The sequence below is a fragment of the Neisseria sp. HMSC064E01 genome (assembly GCF_001808875.1).
Lineage (GTDB): Bacteria > Pseudomonadota > Gammaproteobacteria > Burkholderiales > Neisseriaceae > Neisseria > Neisseria sicca_A.
In genome coordinates, this window is the sequence record NZ_KV794924.1 from 34793 (window position 1) to 41692 (window position 6900).

A 6900-nucleotide genomic window follows, 5' to 3' on the forward strand; every position below is an offset into this window, starting at 1 on the left:
GGGTTTTCGCGTTTGCCCACAATGTTGATGGTTTGTGTATTTACTGTTTTATATCGAAAAATCGATTGAAATACAAAATTGCCTGACCGTCAGTTTACACAAGGTAAACCGACGATTCAATTTTCAGACGACCTTTCGTTTGCCATGCCGCGTTAACGGATGTCCATAGGCGCGAAGGATTTGACGGTTTCGTCCACGGCTTTGACGCGGGTCAGGAAGTCTTCCAGCTGGGCGAGCGGCAGGGCGCTGGGGCCGTCGCATTTGGCTTGGTCGGGGTTGGGGTGTGATTCGAGGAAGAGGCCTGCGAGGCGGGTTGCCATGCCGGCGAGCGCCAAGTCCAGCACTTGCGCGCGCCGTCCGCCGGATGCGGCCGCACCGGATTCGCGGGTTTGTAGGGAGTGGGTTACATCGAAGATGACGGGCAGGCCGCCGCAGGTTTGTTTCATGACGCCGAAGCCGAGCATATCGACGACGAGGTTGTCGTAGCCGAAGTTGGCACCGCGTTCGCACAGGATGATTTGTCCGTTGCCTGCTTCTTGGAATTTTTCGACGATGTTTTTCATCTGCGAGGGGCTGAGGAACTGGGGTTTTTTGATGTTGATGACGTTGCCGGTTTTTGCCATGGCGACGACGAGATCGGTTTGGCGGGCGAGGAAGGCGGGCAGTTGGATGACGTCGCAGACTTCGGCGACGGGGGCGCATTGGTAGGGTTCGTGGACGTCGGTGATGACGGGCACGTCAAACTCGCGTTTGACGGCTTGGAAGATTTTCATGCCTTCGTCCAAGCCGACGCCGCGGAAGGAGTGGATGGAGGAGCGGTTGGCTTTGTCGAAGGAGGCTTTGAAGACATAGGGAATGCCGAGTTTGTCGGTCACTTTGACGTATTGTTCGCAGGCTTTGAGGGTGGAATCGAGGTCTTCCAGGACGTTGATGCCGCCGAACAGGGTAAAGGGGAGGTCGTTGCCGACGGTAAGGTTGTTGATGCGGATGTTCATGATGATGGGGCTTTCTCGAAGGTCGTCTGAAAATGGCTGAAAGGTCGTCTGAAAGCGGATTTTGCGGTTTCAGACGACCTTTGTGTTTTATAGGACGGTGTGCGGCGGCTCGTAGGAGAGGATGTCGCGGATTTTGTTGTGTTCGTCCACGAGGACGACTTTGGGTTCGTGCGTGGCGATTTCGGGTTCGGACAGCATGACGTAGGACATGATGATGACGATGTCGCCTTTTTGGACGAGCCGTGCGGCGGCACCGTTGAGGCAGACGACGCCGCTGCCGCGTTCGCCGGGGATGGTGTAGGTTTCGAAGCGTTCGCCGTTGTTGTTGTTGACGATGGCGACTTTTTCGTTGACGAGGATGCCTGCGGCGTCAAGCAGGTCTTGGTCTATGGTGATGCTGCCGACGTAGTTGAGGTCGGCCTCGGTAACGGTGGCGCGGTGTATCTTGCCGCCGAGCATGGTGCGGAACATGGGTTTCCTTTTGGTTTGGGATTGCGGATGCAAACGTAAGGTCGTCTGAAAATCAAAAGCCGTCATTATAGTGGACTTCCCTGTAAATTCATAATGATGCTTGGGCTTTTTTCAGACGACCTCGAGTGGCTATTTATAAACCTAAACTCTGCTTCAGCCAGCGCAGATATGGGGCAAACCCGCGCGATACGTTTTGCATCAGGATTTGCGGGCAGTCGTAGCTGTGGTTGGCGATGATGTTTTTTTGGATTTCGCGGTAGCAGTGGCGCGAGGTTTTGATGGTGATGCGGATTTCGTCGTCGCGGCAGATTTCGCCGTTCCAAAGGTATTGGCTGGTGATGGCTTCGTATTGCACGCAGGCGGCGAGTTGCTTTTCCAGCAACAGGCTGCCGATTTTTTCGGCTTCTTCGCGGGTCGGGGCGGTGGTGGTAACGATGACGGGTTTGAACGCGGACATTTCAGACGACCTATTGGTTTTTAAACTCGATGGTTCCTTTATATTTCACCCAGTATCCGGCGGCTTTGTATTTGTCTTTTTTGGCGGTTGCGACGGCTGTTTCGTCGAGCCCTTCATAACCGCTGGATTCGAGGATGTGGACTTCTACGGCTTTGCCTTCTGGGGAAACCAAGATGGACAGTTTGACGGGTTTGATGGGTTGTGCAGTATTTTCGGATGCGGGGGCGTATTCTGCCGGATTGACGGTTTGCGCGGCTGCGGGGAGGGCGAAGGCAAGCAGCAGGGCGGGGATGATGGTGCGGATGGACATGGGTGTTTTCCTTATTTATCGATTTGTAGAGATTTTAGGGGAGTTGTTTTTGTTTGTTTTCAGACGACCTTTTGTTTTCGTAGGAGAAGCCCACGCTACGAGGTTAGCGCTTATTTTCAGACGACCTTCGTTTTCCGTGGGCAAAGCCCACGCTACGGGTTTGCGCTATTTTCAGACGACCTCTGTTTCCCGTGGGTAAAGCCCACGCTACGATATTACGCCCATTTAGGCGACGGGCACGGTTTTACTTATTTGAAATTCAATATCGGCCAACCTTTTGCTTTGGCTTCTTGTTCCAACTCGGCATCGGGATTAACGGCAACGGGTTCGTTGACGAGACGCAGCAACGGCAGGTCGTTTTTGGAATCGCTGTAAAAATAGGTTTTGCCATAGCTTTCGAGCGTTTCGCCGCGTTCGGCGAGCCATTGGTTCAGGCGGGTGATTTTGCCTTCTTTGAGACTGGGTGTGCCGATGTAGTTGCCGGTGTAGCGACCGTCAGTGCTGGTTTCGAGTTGTGTGCCGATGATGTTGGTGATGCCGAAAAGGTGGCAGATGGGAGTGATGATGAACTCGTTGGTCGAGGAGATAACGAGGGTTTCGTCGCCCGCCATTTGGTGGCTCTGCACGAGCATGCGCTGCATGGGCGAGATGTGGGGCGTGATGAACTCTGCCATAAATTCGCGGTGAAATTCCGCCAGCTCTTCTTTGCTGTAACGGGCGAGCGGAGCGAGGTGGAATTTGAGGAAGGCGTCGATGTCGAGGCAGCCGTTTTGGTAGTCGCGGTAGAATTTTTCGTTTTGCGCTTCGGTTTCGGCAGCGTCAACCAGCCCTTTTTTGATGAGGTATTGCGGCCATGAATGGTCGGAATCGGTGTTGATGAGGGTGTTGTCGAGGTCGAAGATGGCGAGATTTTTCATTGGGTTTCCTGTTGTTTCAAAAGCTGGCGCAGAAGCGGCAGGGTGATGCGTTTGCCCATGGTAACGGCGTAGTTGTCCAGCGTGTCGAGCATCTGCATCAGGCTGTCCATGTCGCGCCGCCAGTGGTTGAGCAGGTATTCGAAGATTTCGGGGTCTATGGTGACTTGGCGCGCCGCCGCCATGCTGACGAGCGCGTCGATTTTTTCTTGGTCGGTCAGGGGTTTGACTTCGTAAACGAGGCAGTACGCCATGCGGGTGCGCAAGTCTTCGCGGATGACGAGCTGTTGGGGCGTGTGTTCGGAGCTTAACAGCAGAAAGCCTTTGCCGCTGTTGCGGAAGCGGTTGAATACGGCAAACAGGAGGGCTTGTTCTTCGTTGCCCAGTTTTTCGATTTGGTCGATGGCGAGGTATTCGGCTTCAAAAGCGGCTTCGGTCAGGGGCGTGGCGGCGGCATCGATATAGACGGCTTTTTTTCCTGCGTCGAGCGCTTGGGCGACCCATGCGCGCAGCAGGTGGCTCTTGCCCGCGCCTTCTTCGCCCCAGACGTAGATAAACGGGTCGTGTTTATGCTGTAACACATAGACCAGTTCGGCATTTTCCGTTCCGAGGAATTTGTCGAAACCGGGATAGCCGCGTTCGGCGAAGTCGAAAATAAGCTGGTTCACAAAGGCATACCGGATGGGTTGGAATCGGGTTTATTGTACGTTGTTTTGTCAGGGCGTATCAAGGCACGGGGTCGTCTGAAAAAGGGGCGCGCGGCATGGGTTTCATATACAATGGCGGACATTTGGCGACGCGTCTGTTTTCAGACGACCCCTGTCTTTTTTATTTCAGGAAAATCTCGTGATTTCGACCCTTATTGATTTTATCCTCCACATCGACCAGCATTTGGTCGATATTTCCGCGCAATACGGCGTATGGATTTACGCGGTGTTGTTTTTGATTATTTTCTGCGAAACCGGTTTGGTGGTTACGCCGTTTCTGCCGGGCGATTCGCTGCTGTTTGCCGCGGGCGGGATTGCCGCAGTCGGCAGCATGAATATTCATGTCATGGTCGCGCTGCTTTTGGCCGCCGCGATTTTGGGCGATGCCGCCAACTTCATGATCGGCAAGTTTTTCGGGCGCAAACTCTTTGCCAACCCCGATTCCAAAATCTTCCGGCAGTCGTATTTGGAGAAAACCCACGCGTTCTACGAAAAACACGGCGGCAAAACCATCATCATCGCCCGCTTCGTCCCGATTGTGCGCACGTTTGCCCCGTTTGTCGCGGGCATGGGCAGCATGCACTACGGCACTTTCATCCGCTACAACATCATCGGCGCGGTATTGTGGGTCTTGTCGTTTTCCTATGCCGGCTATTTCTTCGCCAATATTCCGGTGGTGAAAAACAATCTGGCTTTGGTGATGGTAGCGATTATCGTGATTTCCATCTTGCCAGGCGTGGTCGAAGTCATCCGCGCGAGAAGGGCGGCGAAGAAATAAGAGACAATGTGAACCATATAAAAAGGTCGTCTGAAAACGTTTTTCAGACGACCTTTTTTGTATCTTTCATGCTGCTTATTTGGTGAAGTTCTTCAATATCGCCGAAGCAATATCGTCCAAACCGAATCCGTCCGCATCCTGCGCCGAACCGTTCGGCGTGGCTTTGTCTACCAGATTGGGCAGAATCTGTGCCAGCATATCGCTGGCTTGCTTAGTGTCGAGACCGAATTTTTGCGCCACTTGGCTGATGGCATCGCTGCCCAAAGCGTTTTGCAAATCGCTGCCGGATACGGGGAGGTTGCTTTGTTGGTTGGAAACCCAGCTGTTCAATACGTCGCCCAGCCCGCCTTGTTGCAACTGATTAATCAGATTGCCCACGCCGCCTTGTTGTTGTACCAAATTCATCGCCATTTCGGTCAACGAGTTTTGTCCGTTTTCGTCTTTGCCGCCCAAGGCTTGCGCCGCCGCGTTCAACAAACTGTCCATTAATGCCATAAAGCCTCCTTGTGTGAAGTGTAAGTGTGAAGTGTAAAGAAACCAGAGTGTAACAAAATTCCGACGCTTGTTTGCCAATTTAACCCAATTAAACAACGAACTGACGGGCTGCAACAAAAGTAAAGGTCGTCTGAAACGCTGCTACCGATTTCAGACGACCTTTTTTACAACATTCTTATTTTTGCATGCCAACCAACATCCGACACACGACCAATCCTGCCGCCGCCAAGATTGCAGCGGCAAAGCCGATGTTGGAAATGCCTGCCCACACGGTAACGTAGTGTCCCAAAAGCGCGCCGCCGCCGATGCCAACGTTGTAGAGGCCTGAGTAAATCGAGTTGGCTACATCCGTCGCATCCGAGGCAAAGTCCAATACTTTGGATACCATGCCGAGGCTCAAGACGACGATGGCGATGCCCCAGACAAACACCAGCGCGTAAACGGCTATCGGGTAAGCGGCAAGAGGCAGCAGGCAGAGCGTCGAAGCCAGAATGACGGATACCGAGGTCAGCAGGAATGCGCGTGGGTGTTTGGCAAACCATTTGCCGAACAAATACGACGCGGCAAATCCCGCCAGCCCGTACAGGCTCAAAACGATGGTCACTTGTTCGGGCGCGAAGCCGCCGGCTTGCAGGACGAAGGGTTCGATATAACTGTATGCCGTAAAGTGGGCGGTAATCAAGAGGACGGTCAGCGCGTAGAGCAGCATGAGGTTTTTGCGCTTGAGCAATCCGGGCAGGCTTTTGAGCGAACCTGTGTTTACGCTGGGCAGCAGCGGCAGGTTTTTCGCCAATATGCCCATGACCGCCGCCGCACAGAGTCCGATAAGCAAAAAGCTGAACTGCCAGCTCGAATGTTGCCCGATAACGCGCCCGAGCGGAATACCCGCCACCATCGCCATAACCGTACCCGTACTGAGCAGCCCCAAAGCCTGATTGCCTTTACCCTGCGGCGCAACGCGCACTGCCAGCGAGGCGGTAATTGACCAAAACACCGCATGCGTCAGGGCGATACCGATGCGGCTGACAAGCAGGATTTCGAAACTTCGGGCGAAATAGGAAACGATGTGGCTGAGGGTAAAGAACGCAAAGAGGATGAGCAGCAGCTTTCGGCGTTCGATGTTTTTCGTTGCCAGCATCAGCGGCAGCGACAGCAGCGCGACGATCCAGGCATACACGGTAATCATGATGCCGACTTCGGTCGGCGGCATATTGAAGGTCGCGCCGATGTCGCTCAATAGGGCAATCGGGATATATTCGGTGGTGTTGAAAATGAATGCGCCGACTGCCAGGGCGATGACGCTTAGCCACTGTTTGTTTGTGTTTGCTGACATTGGGGTTTCCCTTTTTATATTTGTCTTCAAAAATTTATCAGTTTTGTAATTATACTACTTTTAGACGACCTTCCTACTGCGCTGATACAAAATTCCGCCCTAGACGCTCCCGCATCATCGGCATACAATCTTTGCATGAACACTAAACGCCCCAAGCTCTCCCGTTTTGCCCATATTTACGGCATGAACGGGCAATTCGTCCTGTTGGAACAGCATTCCGAGTGGATGCCGGTCAACGATGCCGACTACGACAATGCGCCCGCATTGCCGGAGGGGTTCGTGTTTACGGATGAAGCGTTCTATACGACTGACAGCAGCGTGCCGTCGCTCGTCCTGCCCGACAATATTAAAATTTTCAACGAAGAAGCGCGCAAACTCGAACGCCGCAGGCTCGATGCACTGGCTTTGGAAGAGTTGGGCAAAAACCTCGCCGCCGCCCA

General features: G+C 53.5%; 11 protein-coding genes. 2 read left to right on the top strand and 9 right to left on the bottom strand.

What is annotated here, in order from left to right:
- Positions 1–152: 152 nt before the first annotated feature.
- The 7 genes from kdsA to HMPREF2572_RS15200 form a co-directional block, all read right to left on the bottom strand.
- Positions 153–995, bottom strand: coding sequence for a 3-deoxy-8-phosphooctulonate synthase (gene kdsA, locus HMPREF2572_RS05310; protein WP_003767526.1), 843 nt, complete (start codon positions 993–995; stop codon positions 153–155).
- Positions 996–1082: 87 nt separating this feature from the next.
- Positions 1083–1466, bottom strand: a complete 384-nt coding sequence (gene panD, locus HMPREF2572_RS05315) for an aspartate 1-decarboxylase (RefSeq protein ID WP_070496568.1) — start codon at positions 1464–1466, stop codon at positions 1083–1085.
- 133 nt (positions 1467–1599) lie between these two features.
- Positions 1600–1923 carry a divalent-cation tolerance protein CutA gene (gene cutA, locus HMPREF2572_RS05320; RefSeq protein ID WP_070496576.1) on the bottom strand — a complete coding sequence of 108 codons (324 nt, stop codon included), beginning with the start codon at positions 1921–1923 and terminating at the stop codon, positions 1600–1602.
- Positions 1924–1933: 10 nt separating this feature from the next.
- Positions 1934–2233, bottom strand: coding sequence for a TonB family protein (locus HMPREF2572_RS05325; protein WP_070496580.1), 300 nt, complete (start codon positions 2231–2233; stop codon positions 1934–1936).
- Between the two features lie 248 nt (positions 2234–2481).
- Complete coding sequence (locus tag HMPREF2572_RS05330; RefSeq protein WP_070496581.1) at positions 2482–3150, bottom strand: histidinol-phosphatase; 669 nt, start codon at positions 3148–3150, stop codon at positions 2482–2484.
- Positions 3147–3815 carry a DnaA regulatory inactivator Hda gene (gene hda / locus HMPREF2572_RS05335; protein WP_003763115.1) on the bottom strand — a complete coding sequence of 223 codons (669 nt, stop codon included), beginning with the start codon at positions 3813–3815 and terminating at the stop codon, positions 3147–3149. The genes HMPREF2572_RS05330 and hda overlap by 4 nt, the downstream gene beginning before the upstream one ends.
- A complete protein-coding gene (locus HMPREF2572_RS15200; protein WP_283118452.1) occupies positions 3812–3937 on the bottom strand; it encodes a hypothetical protein in 126 nt (41 codons plus the stop codon). The genes hda and HMPREF2572_RS15200 overlap by 4 nt, the downstream gene beginning before the upstream one ends.
- 56 nt (positions 3938–3993) lie before the next feature.
- On the opposite strand from HMPREF2572_RS15200, the gene HMPREF2572_RS05340 reads away from it, so the two are divergent.
- Complete coding sequence (locus HMPREF2572_RS05340; protein WP_070496582.1) at positions 3994–4632, top strand: DedA family protein; 639 nt, start codon at positions 3994–3996, stop codon at positions 4630–4632.
- A 75-nt stretch (positions 4633–4707) separates the two neighbouring features.
- Here the strand turns inward: HMPREF2572_RS05340 and HMPREF2572_RS05345 are convergent, their stop codons facing one another.
- Both HMPREF2572_RS05345 and HMPREF2572_RS05350 read right to left on the bottom strand, forming a co-directional pair.
- Positions 4708–5127, bottom strand: a complete 420-nt coding sequence (locus HMPREF2572_RS05345; protein ID WP_070496584.1) for a YidB family protein — start codon at positions 5125–5127, stop codon at positions 4708–4710.
- 175 nt (positions 5128–5302) lie between these two features.
- A complete protein-coding gene (locus HMPREF2572_RS05350; RefSeq protein WP_070496586.1) occupies positions 5303–6460 on the bottom strand; it encodes a sugar transporter in 1158 nt (385 codons plus the stop codon).
- Positions 6461–6595: 135 nt separating this feature from the next.
- Between HMPREF2572_RS05350 and HMPREF2572_RS05355 the strand changes: the two genes are divergently transcribed.
- The coding region (locus HMPREF2572_RS05355) for a hypothetical protein (protein ID WP_070496587.1) at positions 6596–6900 on the top strand (305 nt) is incomplete at its 3' end.